Annotated in this window: 22 protein-coding genes and 1 pseudogene; 10 read left to right on the forward strand and 13 right to left on the reverse strand. The window is 60.2% G+C overall.

What is annotated here, in order from left to right; translation table 11 throughout:
• Positions 1–6: 6 nt before the first annotated feature.
• Positions 7–957 carry a homoserine kinase gene (locus EJA72_RS02960; protein WP_157710048.1) on the forward strand — a complete coding sequence of 317 codons (951 nt, stop codon included), beginning with the start codon at positions 7–9 and terminating at the stop codon, positions 955–957.
• Positions 958–1,072: 115 nt separating this feature from the next.
• Here the strand turns inward: EJA72_RS02960 and EJA72_RS02965 are convergent, their stop codons facing one another.
• Positions 1,073–1,993 carry a metal ABC transporter solute-binding protein, Zn/Mn family gene (locus EJA72_RS02965; RefSeq protein WP_178129002.1) on the reverse strand — a complete coding sequence of 307 codons (921 nt, stop codon included), beginning with the start codon at positions 1,991–1,993 and terminating at the stop codon, positions 1,073–1,075.
• A 66-nt stretch (positions 1,994–2,059) separates the two neighbouring features.
• Between EJA72_RS02965 and zur the strand changes: the two genes are divergently transcribed.
• The 4 genes from zur to EJA72_RS02985 are packed head-to-tail and all read left to right on the forward strand — an operon-like array spanning position 2,060 to position 4,862.
• Entirely contained in the window at positions 2,060–2,542 is a 483-nt protein-coding gene (gene zur, locus EJA72_RS02970; protein WP_157710049.1) for a zinc uptake transcriptional repressor Zur, read from the forward strand.
• Positions 2,542–3,327, forward strand: coding sequence for a zinc ABC transporter ATP-binding protein ZnuC (znuC, locus tag EJA72_RS02975; protein ID WP_157710050.1), 786 nt, complete (start codon positions 2,542–2,544; stop codon positions 3,325–3,327). Before zur ends, znuC begins: the two co-directional genes overlap by 1 nt.
• Positions 3,320–4,108: a zinc ABC transporter permease subunit ZnuB gene (gene znuB, locus EJA72_RS02980; protein WP_157710051.1), complete on the forward strand. Its 789-nt coding sequence runs from the start codon at positions 3,320–3,322 to the stop codon at positions 4,106–4,108. The genes znuC and znuB overlap by 8 nt, the downstream gene beginning before the upstream one ends.
• A gap of 37 nt (positions 4,109–4,145) precedes the next feature.
• Positions 4,146–4,862: a PA5502 family lipoprotein gene (locus tag EJA72_RS02985; RefSeq protein ID WP_157710052.1), complete on the forward strand. Its 717-nt coding sequence runs from the start codon at positions 4,146–4,148 to the stop codon at positions 4,860–4,862.
• 123 nt (positions 4,863–4,985) lie between these two features.
• Here the strand turns inward: EJA72_RS02985 and katE are convergent, their stop codons facing one another.
• On the reverse strand, positions 4,986–7,175 hold the full coding sequence (gene katE, locus EJA72_RS02990) for a catalase HPII (protein WP_372240668.1): 2,190 nt from the start codon (positions 7,173–7,175) through the stop codon (positions 4,986–4,988).
• 212 nt (positions 7,176–7,387) lie between these two features.
• On the opposite strand from katE, the gene EJA72_RS02995 reads away from it, so the two are divergent.
• From EJA72_RS02995 to EJA72_RS03005, 3 genes are all read left to right on the forward strand, one after another.
• Positions 7,388–8,395, forward strand: coding sequence for a methionine ABC transporter ATP-binding protein (locus EJA72_RS02995; RefSeq protein WP_178129004.1), 1,008 nt, complete (start codon positions 7,388–7,390; stop codon positions 8,393–8,395).
• Positions 8,395–9,069 carry a methionine ABC transporter permease gene (locus EJA72_RS03000; RefSeq protein WP_157710054.1) on the forward strand — a complete coding sequence of 225 codons (675 nt, stop codon included), beginning with the start codon at positions 8,395–8,397 and terminating at the stop codon, positions 9,067–9,069. The genes EJA72_RS02995 and EJA72_RS03000 overlap by 1 nt, the downstream gene beginning before the upstream one ends.
• Positions 9,070–9,142: 73 nt before the next feature.
• Positions 9,143–9,913, forward strand: coding sequence for a MetQ/NlpA family ABC transporter substrate-binding protein (locus tag EJA72_RS03005; RefSeq protein ID WP_157710055.1), 771 nt, complete (start codon positions 9,143–9,145; stop codon positions 9,911–9,913).
• Positions 9,914–10,096: 183 nt separating this feature from the next.
• Here EJA72_RS03005 and EJA72_RS03010 read toward each other — a convergent pair whose 3' ends face one another.
• The 5 genes from EJA72_RS03010 to EJA72_RS03030 are packed head-to-tail and all read right to left on the reverse strand — an operon-like array spanning position 10,097 to position 13,999.
• The gene (locus EJA72_RS03010; protein WP_157710056.1) at positions 10,097–10,732 is read right to left on the reverse strand and encodes an SCO family protein; all 636 of its coding nucleotides are present in this window, start codon (positions 10,730–10,732) and stop codon (positions 10,097–10,099) included.
• A complete protein-coding gene (gene cyoE, locus EJA72_RS03015) occupies positions 10,729–11,628 on the reverse strand; it encodes a heme o synthase (RefSeq protein WP_157710057.1) in 900 nt (299 codons plus the stop codon). Before cyoE ends, EJA72_RS03010 begins: the two co-directional genes overlap by 4 nt.
• A complete protein-coding gene (locus EJA72_RS03020) occupies positions 11,616–12,689 on the reverse strand; it encodes a heme A synthase (protein ID WP_157710058.1) in 1,074 nt (357 codons plus the stop codon). The genes cyoE and EJA72_RS03020 overlap by 13 nt, the downstream gene beginning before the upstream one ends.
• Positions 12,690–12,699: 10 nt before the next feature.
• Positions 12,700–13,293, reverse strand: a complete 594-nt coding sequence (locus EJA72_RS03025; RefSeq protein ID WP_157710059.1) for a hypothetical protein — start codon at positions 13,291–13,293, stop codon at positions 12,700–12,702.
• Positions 13,259–13,999 (reverse strand): SURF1 family protein, encoded by a 741-nt coding sequence (locus EJA72_RS03030; RefSeq protein ID WP_157710060.1) that lies wholly within the window; start codon positions 13,997–13,999, stop codon positions 13,259–13,261. Before EJA72_RS03030 ends, EJA72_RS03025 begins: the two co-directional genes overlap by 35 nt.
• Before the next feature lie 70 nt (positions 14,000–14,069).
• On the opposite strand from EJA72_RS03030, the gene EJA72_RS03035 reads away from it, so the two are divergent.
• The gene (locus EJA72_RS03035; RefSeq protein WP_157710061.1) at positions 14,070–14,273 is read left to right on the forward strand and encodes a twin transmembrane helix small protein; all 204 of its coding nucleotides are present in this window, start codon (positions 14,070–14,072) and stop codon (positions 14,271–14,273) included.
• 20 nt (positions 14,274–14,293) lie between these two features.
• On the opposite strand, the gene EJA72_RS03040 is transcribed toward EJA72_RS03035, so the two are convergent.
• From EJA72_RS03040 to coxB, 5 genes and pseudogenes are all read right to left on the reverse strand, one after another.
• Entirely contained in the window at positions 14,294–15,181 is an 888-nt protein-coding gene (locus EJA72_RS03040) for a cytochrome c oxidase subunit 3 (RefSeq protein WP_157710062.1), read from the reverse strand.
• Between the two features lie 25 nt (positions 15,182–15,206).
• The gene (locus EJA72_RS03045; protein WP_157710063.1) at positions 15,207–15,758 is read right to left on the reverse strand and encodes a cytochrome c oxidase assembly protein; all 552 of its coding nucleotides are present in this window, start codon (positions 15,756–15,758) and stop codon (positions 15,207–15,209) included.
• A 13-nt stretch (positions 15,759–15,771) separates the two neighbouring features.
• Positions 15,772–15,888: pseudogene (locus EJA72_RS29465) on the reverse strand (outer membrane lipoprotein carrier protein LolA); the annotation flags it as partial.
• Entirely contained in the window at positions 15,885–17,471 is a 1,587-nt protein-coding gene (gene ctaD, locus EJA72_RS03050) for a cytochrome c oxidase subunit I (RefSeq protein WP_027926130.1), read from the reverse strand. The pseudogene EJA72_RS29465 and the gene ctaD, both read right to left, overlap by 4 nt.
• Positions 17,472–17,553: 82 nt before the next feature.
• Positions 17,554–18,681 carry a cytochrome c oxidase subunit II gene (gene coxB / locus EJA72_RS03055; protein ID WP_157710064.1) on the reverse strand — a complete coding sequence of 376 codons (1,128 nt, stop codon included), beginning with the start codon at positions 18,679–18,681 and terminating at the stop codon, positions 17,554–17,556.
• A 371-nt stretch (positions 18,682–19,052) separates the two neighbouring features.
• Here coxB and EJA72_RS03060 point away from each other — a divergent pair, with 371 nt between their 5' ends.
• Complete coding sequence (locus EJA72_RS03060) at positions 19,053–19,694, forward strand: hypothetical protein (RefSeq protein ID WP_157710065.1); 642 nt, start codon at positions 19,053–19,055, stop codon at positions 19,692–19,694.
• 127 nt (positions 19,695–19,821) lie between these two features.
• Here the strand turns inward: EJA72_RS03060 and EJA72_RS03065 are convergent, their stop codons facing one another.
• Positions 19,822–21,348: a SulP family inorganic anion transporter gene (locus EJA72_RS03065; protein WP_157710066.1), complete on the reverse strand. Its 1,527-nt coding sequence runs from the start codon at positions 21,346–21,348 to the stop codon at positions 19,822–19,824.
• Positions 21,349–21,398 lie beyond the last annotated feature (50 nt).

The raw sequence follows: 21,398 nt of genomic DNA on the forward strand, positions 1-21,398 counted from the left end.
TAAAACATGTCTGTGTTCACCCCGCTGGCTCGGCCCGAGCTGGAAACCTTTCTCGCCCCTTACGGGCTCGGCCGCCTGCTTGATTTCCAGGGAATTGCCGCCGGTAGCGAAAACACCAATTTCTTTATCAGCCTGGAACAGGGCGAATTTGTCCTGACCCTGGTCGAGCGCGGTCCGGTGCAGGAAATGCCTTTCTTCATCGAACTGCTCGACGTCCTGCATGAAGCCGATCTGCCAGTACCCTATGCGCTGCGCACCACCGATGGCGTCGCCTTGCGCGAACTGGCGGGCAAGCCGGCACTGTTGCAGCCACGCCTGGCGGGCAAACACATCAAGGAAGCCAACGCGCAGCATTGCGCCCAGGTGGGCGAACTGCTCGGTCATCTGCACCTGGCGACCCAGGCCAACATGATCAAGCGCAAAACCGATCGCGGCCTGGACTGGATGCTGGAAGAGGGCACGCAGTTTCTGTCGCACCTGAATGCCGAGCAAAGCGATCTGCTCAAGCGGGCCCTGGACGAAATCACACAGCAGAAGACGAAAATTCTGGCGTTGCCGCGTGCCAACATCCACGCCGATCTGTTCCGCGATAACGCGATGTTCGAAGGCACGCACCTGACCGGGTTGATCGACTTCTACAACGCCTGCTCGGGGCCGATGCTCTACGACGTGGCGATTGCCTTGAACGATTGGTGCTCGGACGAGGAGGGGCTGATCGATGGGCCCCGGGCGCGGGCATTGCTCGGGGCTTATGCGGCGCTACGACCGTTCACGGCGGCCGAGGCTGAGTTGTGGCCGACGATGCTGCGGGTAGCGTGCGTGCGTTTCTGGCTGTCGCGGTTGATCGCGGCGGAATCGTTCGCGGGGCAGGATGTGTTGATTCACGATCCGATGGAGTTTCAGTTGCGCTTGGCGCAGCGGCAGAAGATCAACACACCGTTACCGTTTGCCCTCTGAATTGTGGCGAGGGAGCTTGCTCCCGTTGGGTCGCGAAGCGGCCCCACTCTCTGCCTAAAAAGAGTGGGGACTGCTGCGCAGTCCAGCGGGAGCAAGCTCCCTCGCCACAGGGTAATTAGAGCGACTCCAGACACCCGGCCAAATCATTCCCCAACTTCTCCAGTACCTGCTCGTACCCCTGAGCAGTCGCCGGCGTGTACCCGCCCAGCGCATCCAGCTCGGCCAGTTTCACCGGCAAACCCGCCACTAACGTTTCTGCCAGGCGCGGCCGCAGCGGCGGTTCGCTGAAGACGCAAGTCTTGCCGACTTCCTGCAAGCGGGCTCGCATCGCCGCTACGTGCTGGGCACCAGGCTGGACTTCTGCAGCGACACTGAACACGCCGGTGTGCTTGAGGCCGTAGGCATCTTCGAAATAGTCGAAGGCTTCATGGAAAACAAAGTACGGCTTGCCTGCAATGCCAGCCAGACGGGCCTTCAAACGCAGGTCCAGCGCGTCGAGACGCTGATCGAATGCTTTCAGGTTGCTTTGATACCGCGCGGCATTCTCTGGATCGGCCGCGCTCAGGTCGGCGGCCATTTTCTCGGCAATCACCCGAGCGTTGACCGGCGACAGCCACAAATGCGCGTCCAGGCTGCCGGGACGGTGATCGTGGTCATGCTCGTCAGCTTCTTCTGCGTGGGAGTGGCTGTCTTCGGCAAAACGCCGCAATTTCAGGCCTGGCAAATCCTGTACGGCGACGCTGGGCAGCGTACGACCATTCAGCACGCGAGGCAGGAAACCTTCCATGTCAGGGCCAATCCAGTAGACCAGATCCACAGACTGCACCTTCCGTACGTCGGATGGGCGCAAGGCATAGTTATGCGGCGATGCACCCGGCGGCAGCAACACTTCCGGAATCGCGACGCCGTCCTGCACCGCAGCGGCAATCAACTGTAGCGGCTTGATGCTGGTAAGGACTTTGACCTCGGCTTGCGCCGAGCCAATCAGCAGGAAACCAGTGAAAAATGCGATAAAAATAGAAAAAAGTCGGGACACGATGACCACTCGAAGAGGCGAGAACGGGTAACATAATAACGTCTCTCACAAAACTCGTCGCCGCTCATGCCTAAAACACCGATTGCCAGCCGCCCCCACGACCACTCTCATTGCGTCCATAGCGCTTTGACTGAGGCCGATGCCTTGTGCGCCGGTCAAGGTTTGCGCCTGACAGCCTTGCGCCGACGGGTGCTGGAATTGGTCTGGCAGAGCCACAAACCGCTGGGGGCCTACGACATCCTGGCGGTGCTCAGCGAACAGGATGGCCGCCGCGCCGCGCCGCCGACCGTGTACCGGGCGCTGGATTTCCTGTTGGAAAACGGCTTCGTGCACCGTATCTCCTCACTCAACGCCTTCGTTGGTTGCAATCACCCAGGGCACGCGCATCAGGGCCAGTTCCTGATCTGCCGCGAATGCCACGCAGCCATCGAGCTCGAACAAAAATCCATCAGCGACGCGATCGTCGGCAGCGCCAAGGATGTCGGCTTTATCGTCGAGGGCCAGACCGTTGAAGTGGTCGGTCTCTGTTCGGGTTGCCAGGGGGCTTGATGAGTAATGCGCTGATCCGCCTTGAGCAGGTTGCCGTCACCTTTGCCGGGCAAAACGTGCTGGATAACATCGAGCTGAGTGTCGAGCCCGGGCAGATCGTTACTCTGATCGGCCCCAACGGTGCCGGCAAGACCACGCTGGTGCGCGCCGTGCTCGGTCTGTTGAAACCGGACAGCGGCAGCGTCTGGCGCAAGCCGAAACTGCGGGTCGGTTACATGCCGCAAAAACTTCACGTCGATCCGACCCTGCCGTTGTCAGTGCTGCGCTTCCTGCGCCTGGTACCCGGCGTGGACCGTGCTCGCGCCTTGGCGGCACTCAAGGAAGTCGGGGCCGAGCAAGTGATCGACAGCCCGGTGCAAAGTGTGTCGGGCGGTGAAATGCAGCGGGTGCTGCTGGCCCGGGCATTGCTGCGCGAGCCGGAGTTGCTGGTACTGGATGAGCCGGTACAAGGCGTCGATGTCGCGGGTCAGGCCGAGTTGTACAGCCTGATCACGCGGTTGCGCGACCGTCACGGTTGCGGCGTGCTAATGGTTTCCCACGACCTGCACCTGGTGATGAGCACCACCGACCAGGTCGTTTGCCTGAATCGGCATGTGTGCTGTTCCGGGCATCCGGAACAAGTCAGCGGTGATCCGGCTTTCGTTGAGCTGTTTGGCAAGAACGCACAGAGCCTGGCGATTTATCACCACCATCATGATCACGCCCATGACCTGCATGGCTCGGTGGTCACCGCGGCCCCGACGGGCCAACCTCACGTTCATGGAGATAGCTGCAAGCATGGCTGATTTTCTGCTTTACGCCCTGCTTGCAGGCCTGGCCCTGGCGCTGGTTGCGGGCCCATTGGGGTCTTTCGTCGTCTGGCGGCGCATGGCGTATTTTGGCGACACGCTGTCACACGCGGCCTTGCTCGGCGTGGCGTTGGGCTTTTTGCTGGATGTCAGCCCGACCGTGGCCGTCACCGTAGGCTGTTTGCTTCTGGCGGTGTTGCTGGTGACCTTGCAACAGCGTCAACCGCTGGCGTCCGACACGCTTTTGGGAATTCTCGCACCGAGCACGCTCTCTTTGGGCCTGGTCGTACTAAGCTTCATGCACGAAGTGCGGATCGACCTGATGGCGTACCTGTTCGGCGATTTGCTGGCGATCAGTCCGACCGATCTGGCCTGGATACTGGGTGGCAGCGCGGCGGTTCTGGCCTTGCTGGTCACGTTGTGGCGGCCATTGCTGGCGATCACGGTGCATGAAGAACTGGCCAGGGTAGAAGGTTTGCCCGTGCCGGCGTTGCGCCTGACCTTGATGTTGCTGATTGCCATCGTGATCGCTGTGGCGATGAAAATCGTCGGCGTGTTGCTGATTACTTCGTTGTTGATCATTCCGGCGGCTGCGGCACAACGTCACGCCCGTTCGCCGGAGCAGATGGCACTGGGCGCAAGCCTGCTGGGTATGCTCGCGGTGTGTGGCGGACTGGCGCTGTCCTGGTTCAAGGACACCCCGGCAGGCCCATCGATTGTTGTGACGGCCGCCGCACTGTTTTTGCTGAGTTTTGTCCTGCCCCGTCGAGGGGTGTAGACTTGCTCGTTTTTTGCGCAAATAGAGAGTCGCAGGAATGAAGCTGTTCGCCTCCCGTTATCTGCTCCTTGTCGCATTTTCGCTGCTACTGGGCGCATGCCAAAGCACGCCGCCGGCGGCCAGAGAGGCTTCCAATGCGCGGGCCGCGGCTATCACGCAACTGGAACAAAGCCTGGCCAGCAACGAGCTGGCCACCGCGGAAGATCAATTGGCTGCCTTGCAAGCCGAGTCGCCGAACGATCAATCGCTTTTGCAATATCAGCGGCAATTGGCCGAAGCCTATCTGCTGCGCAGCCAGATCGTGCTGCAGAAAGGTGATGTGAATGCCGCCGCAACGGCCTTGAGCCGCGCCCGTGCGTTGATGCCCAAGGCGCCGGCGCTCACGGGTGGGGTCAACAACGCCATCGTCAATGCGCGCAAGGCTGAACTGGATAAAGCCGAAGCGGCCTTGATGGCGGCTGAAGCCAAGCCACAGGCGAAGGTGATTGATCCGACGGCTGAAAGCACCACCGTGGCATTGAACCTCACCGATATGGGCAAACTTCGCCGGCAGCTGGATGCGATCGCTGCCGATGTGGTGAATTATCAGTGTGACGTGAGCATTCAGGCGCCGCGTACCCAGGATTACCCTTGGTTGGCGACATTGCTGACCAAGCGGGTGAAGAAACTCGATTCGGATTTCGACCTGAAACTGGAAAAGCAGATCTTGCGCAACATTCCGGCGCAGATGGTGTTGAGTCCGCGTAAACCGTAAAAGCATCGCGAGCAGGCTCGCTCCCACATTGGCTCTCCAGTGAACACAGATTCTGTGATCGACCGAGATCAAATGTGGGAGCGAGCCTGCTCGCGATAGCGTCCTACCTATTGATACAAATCCTTAAGCGGGAATCGCCTTGGCCTTCGGCTCCCGATCCCAAACCCGATGCTGCCCGATCGCCGCAATAAACGCTTTGCTCACCTTCGCATCCGCCCCCACGATCAACCCCGCATCAGCCTCCAGCTTCAACACATCCAACAACTGCTTCGCCTCGCCCTGCAATGCAATCGCCTTCAAATGCTTGTACGCCTCCAGCAGGTAATGCAACGCCACGCCATCACCGCTCAACGCCTTGATCGATGCCGCGCCACCAGGCACGAACACAGCGTCGAACGCGACTGAAGGCAGGCCTTCCATCGACGCATCCACGGGCAGCGTTTTGCCGTCCGCCGTTGTCACGGGCGCCGACGTCGGCCCCAGCAATTTGGCGTGGGCACCCTCCGCTTGCAATGCCTTCTTCATCGCATCAATTGCTGCGCCGTCGACACCATTAGCTGCCAGAATCGCCACCTTGCGGGTTTTGATGTCGCCGGGCAGCAAGTTCGCCTGGCTCAGGGCTGGCGAGCGGTCCAAGGACGTTTTCCGCACCTCGACAGTCCCGGCTTTCGGCGCTGGCAAACCGAGGTTGGCGGCCACACGCTTGGCCAGTTCCAGGTCGATGTTGGCGAGGATTTCATTCACTTCGCGCGCGCGGATGAAGTCCCGTTCAACCTTGCCCAGCTCAAAGCTATAGGCCGCGATGATGTGCTCCTGCTCGTGCTTGCTCATGCTGTGGAAAAACAGGCGCGCCTGGGAGAAGTGATCGCTGAACGACTCGCTGCGCTGGCGAATCTTGTTGGCGTCAATGCGCTCCGGATAACTCTCGAAGCCACCATCCTGAGCCGCCGGCGCTGTTTCCTTCGGCCAGCCACCGTCGATGGAGTTTGGCTCGTAAGATGCTCGACCCTTGTCGATGGTGGTGCGATGCAATGCATCCCGCTGGCCATTGTGGAACGGCGCCACCGGACGGTTGATCGGGATCTCGTGAAAGTTCGGCCCACCGAGTCGGCTGATTTGCGTATCGGTGTAGGAAAACAAACGGCCTTGCAGCAGCGGGTCGTTGGAAAAATCGATCCCCGGCACGATATGCCCCGGGCAGAAAGCGACCTGCTCGGTTTCGGCGAAGAAGTTGTCCGGGTTGCGGTTGAGCACCATTTTGCCCAGCGGCGTAATCGGCACCAGCTCTTCGGGAATCAGTTTGGTCGGGTCGAGGATGTCGAAGTCAAACGAGTGCTCGTTTTCCTCTTCGATGACTTGAACGCCCAGTTCCCACTCGGGATAGTCGCCCATCTCGATGGCTTCCCAGAGATCGCGTCGGTGGAAGTCAGCGTCTTTACCGGCGAGCTTTTGCGCTTCATCCCAGACCAGCGAACAGGTGCCGGCGGTGGGGCGCCAGTGGAATTTGACGAAGCGCGATTTACCTTCGGCGTTAATCAGCCGGAAGGTATGTACGCCAAAGCCCTGCATGCTGCGCAGGCTTTTCGGGATCGCCCGGTCGGACATGGCCCAGATCACCATGTGCGCCGATTCCGGCACCAGCGAGACAAAATCCCAAAAGGTGTCGTGCGCCGAGCCTCCGGTAGGCATCTCGTTGTGGGGCTCGGGTTTCACCGCATGCACGAAGTCAGGAAACTTGATCGCGTCCTGAATGAAAAACACCGGCATGTTGTTGCCCACCAGATCGAAGTTGCCTTCGTCGGTGAAAAATTTCACGGCGAAACCTCGTACGTCCCGCACCGTATCGCCTGACCCGCGAGGGCCTTGCACCGTTGAAAAACGCGTAAAGACCGGGGTTTTCTTGCCCGGGTCCTGTAGGAAGCCGGCTTTTGTCAGGACAGAGTGGTTCTCATAAGTCTGGAAGTAACCATGGGCGCCGGTGCCGCGCGCGTGCACGATGCGCTCCGGAATTCGCTCATGGTCAAAGTGCGTGATCTTTTCACGCATGATGAAGTCTTCCAGCAGCGAGGGCCCTCGGGCACCGGCCTTCAAGGTGTTCTGGTTGTCCGACACCTTCACGCCCTGATTGGTGCGCAAGGCCTGTTCGGTGGCGTCGGAGCGGAATTTTTCCAGGCTATCGAGCTTGGTATTCGTGTTGTTGCGGTCCAGGTTATCGGTCCCGGCCAGTGCGCTTTTAGGGGCGGCAGGCTTCTTGGTGCTCATCAGTCTAAACTCCTCGTTGCGATTCCCGTGGTAACCAGGACGCTTGGAAATGTCCCTGGCACGGCACCTGGGACGTTATCGAGTTGCCTAATTAGTGACTGATGACACTTTTAGCCGTTCCTTTTTTCTTACCTTTGATCGCGTTATTGCCAAATCGAAGGTTGAATGCGGAATAAATGCTAATAACCTCTATACGGACAGGCTAAAATGCGCGCCCGGCTAACCGCTGATCCCTTTCTAACGCGCCCCACAAGGTTCGCTACGTGATCGAGTTTCAAAACGTCCATAAAACTTACCGCGTCGCCGGTAAAGACATTCCCGCCCTGCACCCGACCAGTCTGACGATTGAGAACGGTCAGGTCTTCGGCCTGATCGGCCATTCCGGTGCGGGAAAAAGTACCCTGCTGCGTCTGATCAATCGCCTGGAGAACTCCAGCGGCGGCAAGATCTTTGTCGACGGCGAGGAAGTCACCGCGCTCGACGCCAACAGCTTGCGACGCTTCCGTCAGCAGGTCGGGATGATCTTCCAGCACTTCAACCTGCTGGCCTCCAAGACTGTGGCTGACAACGTTGCGCTGCCGTTGACCCTGGCCGGTGAATTGTCTGCCAGTGAAATCGACCTGCGGGTAGCGGAACTGCTGGCGCGGGTCGGCCTGTCCGATCACGCCAAAAAGTACCCGGCGCAGTTGTCCGGTGGCCAGAAGCAGCGTGTCGGCATCGCCCGCGCCCTGGCGACCAAGCCAAAAATCCTGCTGTGCGACGAAGCCACCAGCGCCCTGGACCCACAGACCACCGCGTCGGTCCTGCAACTGCTGGCCGAGATCAATCGCGAGCTGAAGCTGACCATCGTCCTGATCACCCACGAGATGGACGTGATCCGTCGGGTCTGCGACCAGGTGGCGGTGATGGACGCGGGTGTGATCGTCGAGCAAGGTTCGGTGGCGCAGGTGTTCCTGCATCCCAAGCACCCGACCACCAAGCGTTTCGTGCAGGAAGACGAGCAGATCGACGAAAGCGAACAGCGTGACGACTTTGCTCACGTGCCGGGGCGTATCGTGCGTCTGACCTTCCAGGGCGAAGCGACCTACGCGCCGTTGCTGGGTACAGTCGCTCGGGAAACGGGTGTGGACTACAGCATCCTGGCCGGTCGTATTGATCGCATCAAAGACATTCCCTACGGGCAACTGACCCTGGCCGTCACCGGTGGCGACATGGACGCAGCGTTCGCCCGCTTCACCGCAGCGGACGTCCACATGGAGGTGCTGCGCTGATGGAAGCCCTGACGAGTTTCTTCGCCAATATCGACTGGTTCGAAATCTGGCTGGCCACCGGCGACACGATGCTGATGCTCGGCGGTTCGCTGTTGTTCACCGTGCTGCTCGGTTTGCCGCTGGGCGTGCTGTTGTTTTTGTGCAGCCCGCGCCAGTTGCTGGAAGCCAAAGGCGTTTATGCAATGTTGTCGCTGGTGGTGAACATTTTGCGTTCGCTGCCGTTCATCATTTTGCTGATCGTGATGATTCCGTTCACGGTGTTGATCACCGGCACTTCCCTCGGTGTCGCTGGCGCGATTCCACCGCTGGTAGTGGGCGCGACGCCGTTCTTCGCGCGACTGGTGGAGACGGCCCTGCGTGAAGTGGATCGCGGCATCATCGAAGCGACCCAGGCCATGGGCGCGACAACCCGGCAGATCATCACCAACGCCTTGCTGCCGGAAGCCCGCCCGGGCATCTTCGCGGCGATTACGGTGACAGCGATTACACTGGTTTCCTACACGGCAATGGCTGGTGTGGTGGGCGCCGGTGGTTTGGGCGACCTGGCGATCCGTTTCGGTTACCAGCGTTTCCAGACCGATGTCATGATCGTTACCGTGGTGTTGCTGCTGATCCTGGTTCAAGTGTTGCAAACCGTTGGCGATAAGCTGGTCGTGCACTTCTCGCGCAAATAATTTAGAGCAGGTCATTCGCTGGCAGGCGCCGCAAAGAGGCGCCGCTGGCGGATATTCACAAGGAGTTAGCTGAATGAAAAAACTACTCGTCGCGTTCGCTGCCGTTGCAGCCTTTTCCGCCCACGCCGACACCCTGACCGTCGCGGCCACCCCGGTCCCGCACGCAGAAATCCTCGAATTCGTGAAACCGGCCCTGGCCAAAGAAGGCGTGGACCTGAAGGTCAAAGTCTTCACCGACTACATCCAGCCGAACGTGCAGGTATCGGAAAAGCGCCTGGACGCCAACTTCTTCCAGCACCAGCCGTACCTCGATGAGTTCAACAAGGCCAAGGGCACTAACCTGGTTTCCGTTGCCGGCGTGCACCTTGAGCCGCTGGGCGCTTACTCCAGCAAGTACAAAACCCTGGCCGAGCTGCCAGGTGGCGCCAACGTGGTGATCCCGAACGACGCCACCAACGGCGGTCGTGCACTGTTACTGCTAGCCAAGGCCGGCCTGATCAAGTTGAAGGATTCGAACAACATCCTGTCGACCGTCAAGGACATCACCGAAAACACCAAGGACCTGAAAATCCGCGAACTGGAAGCCGCGACCATCCCGCGCGTGCTGACCCAGGTCGACCTGGCGCTGATCAACACCAACTACGCGCTGGAAGCCAAGCTTGACCCGGCCAAAGATGCACTGGTCATCGAAGGCAGCGACTCGCCGTACGTGAACATCCTCGTTGCCCGCCCGGACAACAAGGACAGCGAAGACATGAAGAAACTGGTCGCCGCGCTGCACAGCCCGGAAGTGAAAGCCTTCATCCTCGAGAAGTACAAAGGCGCGGTCGTGCCGGCGTTCTGATCTGAAGCTGAAACAAAAATGGGGCGCATTGAATGCGCCCCATTTTTTTGCCCGAAACACCGCCCCTTGTAGGAGCGAGCTTGCTCGCGAAAAACTCTGGACAACACGTTCATTCAGGCGACACGCGTTATCGTTGACGTCCATTGCGAGCAAGCTCGCTCCTACAGGGAGGGAGGATGGTGCTTATTTACGTTTCAGCATCACCGGCAACTGCGCCACCAACTTTACGTTGTTCAACGGCGCCCGAATAAACCCGCGCTGTGTCCCGTCCGGCCCGATCACCGCCAGGTTGCCGCTGTGATCCACCGTGTAATTCGGCTTGCTGGTATCCGCCGGAATAAACGGAATGCTCACCGCATTCGCCAGCTTCTGAATGTCGTCCACCGAGGATGCGGTCAGGCCTCGGAACTGCGGGTCAAAATAGCCCAGGTACTGTTTGAGCTGTTTCGGCGTATCGCGATTCGGGTCGACGCTGACCAGGATGATCTGCAATTTATCCACAGCCTCCGGCGGCAGTTCACTCTTGATCTGGCGCAGTTGGGCGAGGGTGGTCGGGCAGATGTCCGGGCAGAAGGTGTAGCCGAAGAACAGCAAACTCCACTTGTCCTTCAATTCGTTGACGGCCACCGGCTTGCCGTCCTGATCGGTCATCGTCACGTCCGGCAGGTTACGGCTTTGCGGCAGCAGGATGATCCCGGCGTCGATCAACGCGGTCGGGTCGCCCTGGCCTTTGCCGGACAACACTTTGTTGATGGTCAGGCCCAGAACCAGTGCGATCAGGGCAACGAGGATGAAGACGGTTTTCTGGGTTCGAGTCATAGGTTCAACAGTAAGTAGTGGTCTACGAGCAGGGCGATAAACAGCAGGAACAAGTAGTAGATAGAGTACTTGAACGTGTTGATCGCCGCGTGCGGCCGAGTGCCACGGTACAGCACCACCGCCCAATGCAGAAACCTCGCGCCCAGGCCGAGGGCGCAAATCAGGTAGAGCATGCCGCTCATGTGGATCACGTAGGGCATCAGGCTCACGGCCAGCAGCGCGAAGGTATAAAGCAGGATGTGGACCTTGGTGTAATGCTCGCCGTGGGTAACCGGCAGCATCGGAATGTCGGCCTTGGCGTATTCCTCTTTACGGTGGATCGCCAGTGCCCAGAAGTGTGGCGGGGTCCAGGCGAAGATGATTAGCACCAGCAGCAGTGGTTCGGCGCTGACGTGGCCGGTGGCCGCGACCCAACCGAGCAGTGGCGGAGCCGCACCGGCCAGGCCGCCGATGACGATGTTTTGCGGCGTCGCGCGTTTCAGGAATCCGGTGTAGACCACCGCGTAACCAAGCAGCGAAGCGAGGGTCAGCCAGGCCGTCAGCGGGTTGGTGAAGGCCAGCAGCAGCGCCTGGCCCAGCAGTGCCAGCACCATGGCAAACGTCAGCGCGGCGGCCGGTGAAACCCGACCTTCGGCCAAGGGCCGTTTGTGGGTTCGAGCCATGACCGCATCGATGCGCCGGTCCACCACGTGATTGACCGCCGCCGCGCCGCCAGCACACAAGGCGATCCCCAGATTGCCGAACACCAGCACCGTCCACGGCACCCCCGCGCGGGTCGCGAGGAACATGCCCACCAGCGAGGTGATGAGCATCAGCACCACCACTTTCGGTTTGGTCAGCTCGAGGTAGTCGCGCCAGATCGCCTGACTGGGACGTTCGCCGATCAGAATCGCCATGGCATTTCTCCTTTTATTGTTATAGGCCCGGCTGAGTGTTTACGCGGGCTGAAACGCCAGCGTGTCGGCTGCTTGACCCGGACCAGACTCGTCCGGGCGTGGTAATTGACCAGCACCATCGTCAACAGCAGTGCCGCGCCGCCGGCGTTGTGGGCGACGGCCACCGGCAGCGGCAAGTGGAACAACACGTTGCTGATACCGAGGGTGATTTGTGCGCCGAGGGCGATGAGCACCAGCCCGGCCAGTCGCGTCATGCCGACCGCTTTCAGTTGCCATGCCAGGCCGAGCAACACCAGCGTCACCAGCAGCGCACCGATTCGGTGAGTCAGGTGAATGGCGGTGCGGGCATCGCTGTCCAGTTGCCCGCCGAGGTAATTGGGACCGATGTGTTGGGTCAGGTGAAAGCCGTTGGCGAAATCAGCCGCTGGCAGCCATTGCCCGTGGCAGGTCGGGAAATCGATACACGCCACGGCGGCGTAGTTGGAGCTGACCCAGCCACCGAGGGCGATTTGCAGGATCACCAGCAGCAACCCGGCCGTCGCCCAGTATTGCAAACGTTTTGGAACGGTCAGCGCGGGCAGCACGCCAGACAGGCGCAGCGTCAGCAGAAACAACAGGCTCAAGGTCGCAAAACCGCCCAACAAGTGTCCGGTCACCACCTGCGGCCAGAGCTTGAGCGTCACCGTCCACATGCCGAACGCTGCTTGGGCGAACACCACGGCCAGCATGAACAGCGGCAGCTTCAGCGGTTGCCCGGGATGACGACGATTCACCCACGCGCGCCCGGCCAGCACCGAAATCAACAACCCCAGCGTGCCGGCGAAATAACGGTGGATCATCTCGTTCCAGCCTTTGTGGGCTTCGACGGGGGCGTCGGGAAAATGCAGTTCGGCATGGGCCAGCTGGGCTTCGCTTTTCGGCACGCTGATAAAGCCATAGCAGCCGGGCCAGTCCGGACAGCCGAGGCCGGCGTGAGTCAGGCGAGTGTAGGCGCCGAGCAACACCACAATCAGTGCCAGCAAGGTGGCAAACAGCGCGAGGCGAAATCCAGGTTTGGCCATGACGATGCCCTTATCCGATGTTCGACAGTTTCAACAGGTGACGCAGGTCGTTGAGCAGGTCCTTACCCTTCACCGTCGGGTCGTAGCGCAGCACCAGATTGCCGTGAGGATCGATGATCCACAGCTGCGGCACCGTCTTGTCGCCGGTCGTCTTGCTGAAGGTCGTCAGGTCCATGGGATAGCGTTGCAATTGCGGGTATTCGCGGGTCAGTTTTGCTTCGTAGTCCGCTGATAGCGGTTGCGCGGCGGCCAACGCATGGCTGGCGCGAGACGCATCGCGACCGAGGCCGATCTGGATTTGCCGAGCCAGGTACACCAGTTGCTGACAATCCACCGAGCAATCCTTCGGCGCGGTCACCAGCATCTGCCAACGGTCCTCCTGCGCCTGCACGCCAAGGTCGGCGCGGGTCTGGCCGTTGCCGATCAGTTCACCGTGATAGCTGCGACCTTCCGGCACCCAGAACTGCAATTTGTACATGCCGGTGGCGAGGATCATCGGACCGATCACCCCAAGCAAAATCAACAGCAACTGCAAGCGACCCTTGCGCCGGTTTGCCGGCGTCTTCGCCTCAGACATGCTGGGTGGATTCATGGCCGCTCCCATGGTGTTTCTCCTTTGCGTTGTGCCAGCCGAGGTAGATAAAAAGGCCGAGCAGGGCGATCGCCATGGCGAACCACTGCACGGCATAAGCGATGTGTTTTTCCGGTCCCATGGCCACCACCGGCCAGTCGGCCTGGTAGGACGCGGGGCCGGCTTCTTCACGTAATTCGTAGGCAAACCCTTCGCGATCCAGCGCCGTCCACAGCTTGGCCGGCTCAACCGCTGTCACTAACTCAGGCCAGGTCGTGGCGGCAGGATCGGCGTGCAATTGAAAGGTCGCGCCGGGGGACACGTAGACCCAGGCATCGAGACTCAAAGGCTGGGTCGGTGTGGTGAATTGCGGCGAGGTGCGCCGGTCTGGCCATGGCAGCCAGCCGCGATTGACCAGCAGCCAGAGCCCGGTCGCCTGATCCTGGAACGGTTGCAGCAGCTCGACGCCAACCTTGCCGTCGCGCTGGCGGTTGTCCAGCAACAGGCTATGGGCGGCATCGAACTGGCCGTGCAGGCGAACGCGGCGGAAGGCAGGGTCTTGGGTGTGTTGCAACTCAGTGCTGGCCATCGGTTCAGCGGCGCGGCGCTCGGCATAGCTGTGCAGCAAGGCACTTTTCTCGGCACCCCGGCTCAGTTGCCAGAACCCTAGCGACACCAGCAGCGGCAGCAAGAGTGCAACCACCAGTGTCGGCACGATGCCCGGCCGGAAGCCCTTCATGGCATCGCCAGAAAGTCGGTCATCGCGATAGCTATACTCAAGTGCATCGCCTTACCCCCGGAGTTTCACCATGCTCAAAGCAGCCATCGTCCTGATGCTGATTGCCACGGTTGTCAGCCTGTTCAGCGGCCTGTTTTTTCTGGTCAAGGACGACAGCAGCTCGCACCGCCTCGTCATTGCCTTGAGTGTTCGTGTGGCCCTGGCCGCCATCACCGTCGGCTTGATCGCCTGGGGTTTTTTCAGCGGCCAGTTAGTCTCTACTGCGCCTTGGTAACTGTAGGAGCGAGCTTGCTCCTACAGTACGTAGACGAAAACGAACAACCCGATCCACACCACGTCCACGAAGTGCCAATACCAACTCGCCGCCTCGAAACCGAACTGGTGGTCGGCGTCGAAGTGCCCGCGCATGATCCGCATCAGCATCACAAACAAAATGATGGTGCCGATGGTCACGTGGGCACCGTGGAAACCGGTGAGCATGAAGAACGTCGCGCCGTAGATGCCCGAACCCAGGGTCAGGCCCAGTTCGTGATAGGCGTGCATGTACTCTTCGGCCTGGAAGCCGAGAAACCCGCAGCCCAGCAATACCGTGATGGCCAGCCAGATTTTCAGCGCGCCGCGATGGCCTTTTTTCAAGGCGTGGTGGGCGATGGTCACGGTGACGCTCGAGCTCACCAGCAACACGGTGTTGAGCAGCGGCAGGCCCCAGGGGCTGATGACTTCTTTAGGGGGCGGGAACAGTTTCGGGTCCGGCGTGTGCAGCAATGGCCAGGCAAACTGGAAGTTCGGCCAGAGCATGTGCGCGATGCCTTTCGGGCCTTCGCCACCGAGTGCCGGCCCCGAGATATGCCGCACATAAAACAGCGCGCCGAAGAAGGCGATGAAGAACATCACTTCTGAGAATATGAACCAGCTCATGCCCCAGCGAAACGAGCGATCCATCTGCGCGCTGTACAACCCGGCGCGGCCTTCCTTGACCACCGTACCGAACCAGCCGAACAGCATGTACGCCAGCAACAGGCCGCCGACGAAAAAGATCAGCGGGCCGTGGGATTCAGGTCGCGCGGCCTTCAGGTCGTTGAACCAGGTGGCCAGGCCGAACACAGTGGTGAGCATGCCGAGCGTGGCGATGATCGGCCATTTGCTCTGGGCCGGAACGTAATAATGTTCATGAGTTGCCATTTATTGTTCTCCTTATCGGGCACGCTCAGCCGCCAGTGTTTACAGCAACCGGTGGATGTCGGGCGGTGATATCGAACAGCGTGTAGGACAGCGTCAGGTGCTTCACATCCTTGGGCATGTCACGGTCAACGATGAAACGTACCGGCATCTCGATCCGTTGACCGGGCTGCAGCACTTGCTGGGTAAAGCAGAAACATTCGGTCTTGTGGAAATACGCCGCGGCCGTGCTCGGTGCGATGCTCGGCACGGCCTGCGCACTCATCGGGCGATCGGTCGGGTTGTGCGCGATGAAAATCATCTCGTTGACCGCCCCCGGGTTGGCCGTGAGTTCTTCGCTCTTGGGGTAGAAATCCCAAGGCATGTCGGCAGTGTTCGTTGACAGGAATTGCACGCGAACTTGTCGCGACGTGTCGACGGTTTGCTCGCCTTCGTACTGCCCGGCGGTTTTGCCATTGATGCCAAAGGCCTTGCACATCACGTCGTAGATCGGCACCAGGGCAAACCCGAACACAAACATCGCCACCACCACTATTAACAGGCGCGTGACCAGCTTCTTCATCGAAATCGAGTCAGCCATGGCTACGAATCCCTGTAGGAGCGAGCACGCTCGCGAAAAACCTGAGACCACCGCGGGGTGCCAGGCTTCCAGCGTTATCGTTGACGACCATCGCGAGCGAGCTCGCTCCTACAGGGGGCCGGGTATTCATTTCACTTCCGGAGGCGTCGTGAACGTGTGATACGGCGCCGGCGACGGGATGCTCCACTCCAGGCCTTCGGCCCCATCCCACGGTTTGGCCGGTGCTGGCGGGCCGCCGCGGATGGTTTTGATCACGATGAACAGGAAGAAGATCTGCGTGGCGCCGAACATGAACGCGCCGATCGACGACACCATGTTGAAGTCGGCGAATTGCAGGTTGTAGTCCGGAATCCGCCGCGGCATGCCCGCCAGCCCTACGAAGTGCATCGGGAAGAACGCCATGTTCATGCCGATGAACGAGAGCCAGAAGTGCAGCTTGCCGAGGGTTTCGTCATACATGTGGCCGGTCCATTTCGGCATCCAGTAGTAGGCAGAGGCGAAGATCCCGAAGATCGCCCCCGGTACCAATACATAGTGGAAATGCGCGACCACAAAGTAAGTGTCCTGGTACTGGAAGTCCGCCGGGGCGATAGCCAGCATCAGCCCCGAGAAGCCGCCGATGGAGAACAGGATCACGAACGCCACGGCAAACAACATCGGCGTCTCGAAGGTCAGCGAGCCTTGCCACATGGTGCTCGCCCAGTTGAACACTTTCACCCCGGTGGGCACCGCGATCAGCAGCGTGGCGTACATGAAGAACAACTCGCCCACCAGCGGAATGCCGACCACGAACATGTGGTGCGCCCAGACGATGAACGACAGGAACGCGATGCTCGCCGTGGCGTAAACCATCGAGGTGTAGCCGAACAGCGGTTTGCGCGAGAAGGTCGGGATGATCGAGCTGACGGCACCGAAGGCCGGCAGGATCATGATGTACACCTCAGGGTGACCGAAGAACCAGAACACATGCTGGAACAACACCGGGTCACCGCCACCGGCGGCACTGAAAAAGCTGGTGCCGAAGTGGATGTCCATCAGCATCATCGTCACGCATCCGGCCAGTACCGGCATCACGGCAATCAGCAGGAACGCGGTGATCAGCCAGGTCCAGACGAACAGCGGCATTTTCATCAACGTCATGCCGGGGGCGCGCAGGTTGAGGATGGTGGCGATCACGTTGATCGCACCCATGATCGAGCTGATCCCCATCAAGTGGATGGCGAAGATGAAGAAGGTCACGCTTTCCGGCGCATAAGTCGTCGACAGCGGGGCGTAGAACGTCCAGCCGAAGTTCGGTCCGCCGCCCGGGGTAAACAGGGTCGACACCAGCAGGATGAACGCCGCTGGCAGCAGCCAGAAGCTGAAGTTGTTCATCCGTGGCAGGGCCATGTCCGGCGCGCCGATCATCAACGGGATCATCCAGTTGGCGAGGCCGACGAAGGCCGGCATCACCGCACCGAACACCATCACCAGACCGTGCATGGTGGTCATCTGGTTGAAGAACGCCGGCTCGACGATTTGCAGCCCTGGCTGGAACAGTTCGGCGCGAATCACCATCGCGAACGAACCGCCGAGCAGGAACATCGTAAACGCGAACCACAGGTACAGCGTGCCGATGTCCTTGTGGTTAGTGGTCAGCACCCAACGCATCAGGCCTTTGGCGGGACCGTGGGCGTGGTCGGCATGACCATGGTCATCGATGACGGCGCTCATGGCGTGTCTCCTGCAAACAGATGGGCTGGGCAGGCCGGGGCGCGCAGCCCCGACCGGTTCCTTACGTGCGCAATAGACCGGGTCATTTGCTTTCCGCCTGTTTCAGCTCCAGCACTTCTTTAGGAGTGACCATGTCGCCTTTGTTGTTGCCCCAGGCGTTACGTTCGTAGGTCACGACCGCCGCAATATCGACTTCCGAGAGCTGCTTGCCGAACGCCGCCATGGCGGTGCCGGGCTTGCCGAAGTACACGCGATGCAGGTGGTCTGCTTTCGGCCCGGTCGCAATCGGCGAGCCTTTGAGCGCCGGGAACATCGGCGGCAGGCCCTGGCCTTCAGCCTGGTGACAGGCCACGCAAGTGGTGTGATAGACCTTGTCGCCGCGCTCTTTGAGCTCGTCGAGGGTCCATTCCTTGCTGGTCAATTCCTTGAGTTGCGCGGCTTCAGCCTTGCGCTCGCCAAGCCATTTTTCGTAATCGGCCTTTTCCTTGACCTCGACCACGATCGGCATGAAGCCGTGATCCTTGCCGCACAACTCGGCGCACTGGCCACGGTAGATGCCGGGCTTGTCGATGCGGGTCCAGGCTTCGTTGACGAATCCCGGGATCGCATCGCGCTTGACCGCGAACGCCGGCACCCACCAGGAGTGGATCACGTCGGCGGACGTCACGAGGAAGCGCACCTTGGCGCCAATCGGCAGCACCAGAGGCTTGTCGACCTCGAGCAAATAGTGTTCGCCCTTGGCTTCCTTGTTATGGATCTGTTCGGCGGGCGTGGCCAGGTTGCTGAAGAACTCGACGTCCTGGCCCAGGTATTTGTAATGCCACTTCCACTGATAGCCGGTGACCTGGATATCGATATCCGGCTCACTGGCGTCGTACATCTTGATCAGGGTTGCCGTCGCGGGAACCGCCATGGCCACCAGGATCAGGAAGGGCACGATGGTCCAGAGAATTTCGACGGTGGTGCTTTCATGAAATTTTGCGGCCACCTGCCCGGTCGAGCGACGGTGGAGAATCATCGACCAGAACATGGCGCCGAAGACGATGATGCCGATCACTACACAGATCCAGAAAATGGTCATGTGCAGGTCAAATACTGCGTGACTGATTTCAGTCGCTCCCGGCGCCATATTCACAGTCCAGGCCGCTTGTGCCTGACTGAAAATCGACCACAACAGGAGGCCCATCCAGACGTGTGGATGTCGCATCATTGCGGGTTCCCCTTATCGTTCTTGTTATCCCGCCGGCTTTCACCTGCGGCAAGGGAGCGGCTTTTTCAGACTACGAACTTGAATCGCCGGGCCTTGCTGCGTGTGCAGTCGGGCGTCATCAGCTAACTCCATTCCAACCCGAGTATAGACAGCGACTGCGACCTCGCAATGTGACGGCGTAAATGATCTGAAACAGGTGGGACTTGCGTTCAAGGTCACGAATGGAGAAGGATGCAGACGAGTGGTGGCAAATGGATATAACCCTGCGCTCTCAAGGATGAAATAATTATGACAAATGCGTCTTAGCCTTTTTCGTAAGCCAGCTAAGTTATGTCTTCCCTATTTCATTGCCTTTGTTTCCTGGAGTTTTCATGAACACCGCCGCATTGCGCGAGCAGATCCAAAAAGCCCAACAACATGAAGCCGAGACCGGCCTGCTGACGCGTCAGCTGGAAAGCAAACTGCCTCATCTCCACCCGTCGATCCAATTGCCGGAAGCGGATGCCAACGGCGTGCTGACGCGTTTTGTCGCCGCCTACATCGACGAAGTTCCAGATCTGCTGGATGCAGCCAATGAAGTGGCCAGGGAAGCGGGTATCGAATCCCAGATCAAACCGGTACTGAAAATAGCCGAACAGTACTTCCTCCAGCCGCCATCGATCATGGCGGGGCACGTCGGGCTCGACGGCCTGCTGGACGAAGCCTACCTGGCGCACAGGTTTGTCGAAGAGGTCAACGACCTGTACATCAAGCATTTTGGCCAGCCACTGATCCCATTGGACATGACTGTTGCCAACCTGATTGCCCACCAGTTGATCGGTGAGGCGTTTGCCAACCAGTTGGATGAAGTGGTGCACCACGCGGTGGACAGCATGCTCGACGACGACAGCTTTGCGCTGGAGTCGGTGGAAGCCTACCGCGACAAGCTCAGCAGCCCGGACACCGGCACTGCGTGGAAGCGCTGGCCGTGCATGTCGCGCCGACTGGGGGTAGGCCTGGAGCTGGAGGCCTGATTAACCTCGGTCTTCCACTGTAGGAGCGAGCCTGCTCGCGATGGTCGATAACGATTACGCGGGCATCCTGACACCCCGCGGTGCTCTGTTGCCCATCGCGAGCAAGCTCGCTCCTACAGGTGGTTTTTCAGCCAGCCGCTCCGATACCGGTGTTTGTCCGCACCCGCCCTTCAAGCCTGCGCTTCAACCCCCGCGACTCGATCAACAATTTTGACCCCTTCGCCGCATTCGCCCGGCCCCACTCCTCAAGCAACTCCAGGCACGAATGATCGATGTAGCTCAGGTTATTGAGCGGCACATGCACGGTCGCGCCCGGGGGAATAGTGCCCAGCACTTGAGTCAGCGCCGGGACTTTCAGGAATGTCGCCGCGCCCATCAACCGCAACTCCATTTCCCCGTCAGCCGGCAGGTCGATCAGGCTGATCTTGAGCCGCGAAGCTTTCCACGCCAGTTTGGCCAGGGTCAGGCCAAAACCGATCAGCACCCCGGTCAGCAAATCCGTGAAGATGATTGCCAGCGCCGTCGCCGCGTAGGTGAACATCGGCATCCGGCCATAACGACCCAGACCGCGAAATGCCTTGAGGTCGACCAGTTTGAAACCGGTGTAGACCAAAACCCCCGCCAGGCTCGCTACAGGAATGCTTTGCAGCACGCTCGATAACAGCAGCACGAACCCCAGCAGCCATAACCCATGGAAAATCGTCGAGTAGCGGGTGGTCGCACCGGCCTGGACGTTCGCTGAACTGCGAACGATCACCCCGGTCATCGGCAGCGCACCCAGCAAGCCGCAGAGCATGTTGCCCACGCCTTGGGCCGATAACTCCCGGTCGAAGTCGGAGCGCTGGCCACTGTGCATGCGGTCCACCGCAGCGGCTGACAGCAGGGTTTCGGCGCTGGCGATGAAGGCCACGGCGAAGGCGGCGATCAACAGCGTCGGGTCGGCGAGGTTGAGCAGGTCGGCGGGCTTCAGCCAGTCGATGGCTTCTGCGAGGTTGGCCGGTACTTCTACGCGCTTGACCTGCAAGGCGAGCATCAGGCTGGCGACCGTCGCCAACCCGACGCCCAGCAACGCGCCGGGAATAAATCGCAGGGAATGCGGGCGCAATTTTTCCCACAGGTGCATCACGGCAATCGTTGCCAGCCCGAGCAAACCGGCTTGCCAGCCGAAGGAGGGCAACGCTTGAGCAACCGCCGCCGGGAAAGCGGCGAGGTTATCCAGCCCCGAGGGTTTGGGCACGGCATCGAGCATTACATGCACCTGTGACAGCACGATCAATACGCCAATTCCGGCGAGCATTCCGTACACCACGGCCGGTGCCGTCACCCGAAACCAGCAGCCGAGCTTCAAGCGCCCGGCCACTAGCTGTAGAAAGCCCGCCAGCAACAGAATGGGACCGAGCATGGCGATGCCGTGCTGGCGCACCAGTTCAAATACCAGCACCGCCAGTCCCGCCGCCGGGCCACTGACTTGCAGCGGCGACCCCGCGAGCCAGCCAACGACCAAGCCACCAATGATCCCGGTGATCAGCCCTTTGGCAGGGGGCAGTCCCGAAGCGATGGCGATACCCATGCACAACGGCAGGGCGACCAGAAATACAACCACGGAGGCCAGCAGCTCCCGTGGCAGAACAGCTTTGAGTTGAGCTGCACGCATGGTGATTCTCCCGACATTTTCTTCAGGCATGGCAAGGCCGGACCGCTGAA

The sequence above is a fragment of the Pseudomonas sp. PB120 genome (assembly GCF_009761815.1).
Classification (GTDB): Bacteria; Pseudomonadota; Gammaproteobacteria; order Pseudomonadales; family Pseudomonadaceae; genus Aquipseudomonas.